Source organism: Myxococcus vastator (assembly GCF_010894475.1).
Classification (GTDB): domain Bacteria; phylum Myxococcota; class Myxococcia; order Myxococcales; family Myxococcaceae; genus Myxococcus; species Myxococcus vastator.
In genome coordinates, this window is record NZ_JAAIYB010000934.1 from 1 (window position 1) to 657 (window position 657).

Annotated in this window: 1 protein-coding gene; it reads right to left on the reverse strand. The window is 67.6% G+C overall.

The annotated features are described in order from the left end of the window. Positions 1-633, reverse strand: a 633-nt coding sequence (locus G4D87_RS38420) for an ISAs1 family transposase (RefSeq protein WP_163787671.1), incomplete at its 3' end; no start/stop codon positions are given. Between the last annotated feature and the right edge of the window lie 24 nt (positions 634-657).

Below are 657 nucleotides of genomic sequence, written 5' to 3' on the forward strand. Positions count from 1 at the left end.
CGGAGGCAGACGCGTTCTGAAGCAGGCGAGCAGATTGAAGGCCATCGCCCGCAGCCAGGCCACCACCTCCAGGGCCGTGCGCGTTGGGCGGCAGGGCTGGCGCGCGTCCTCGCCCAGGACGACGTCCAGCGTCCAGTTGTGGCGATTCTCAATGCCCCAGTGCACCCGCACCAGCCGCAGCAGTTGGTGGAAGTTGAAGACGGTGGTGTCCAGCGAGGTGACGAAGTAGCGGTAGTCCTCCGCCCGGAGGTTGTCCTCGTCGTCCCAGTGCTGCTGCCGCACCAGCAGCAACGTGCGCGCTCCAGGGAAGTCCACCTCGTCGGGCGTCAGCGCGTGCGTCCACAACTCGCGCACCACTGTCTGCCCATGCGCCCGCTCCTCGGTGCGCGAGCGGGCTGGGCACTGCTTGGAGGCGATGGCCCGCATGGCGTACTCGTGAAGGGTGGGCTGGTTGGCCTTCAACCCGAAACAGTAGTGCTTGCCCAACTCTCGCACCAAGGCTGCATTCTGCGCGGCCGTCAGCCCCGCGTCGGCTGTCACCACCCCAAAGTGCTCGCCAAAGGCTTCCACCACCCGCGGCAGCAACTGCCGGAAGGCGGGAGACTCACCCTCCTTGGCGCCGATGAATTCCAAGTCCAGGCAGGGCGCCGCCAGCGC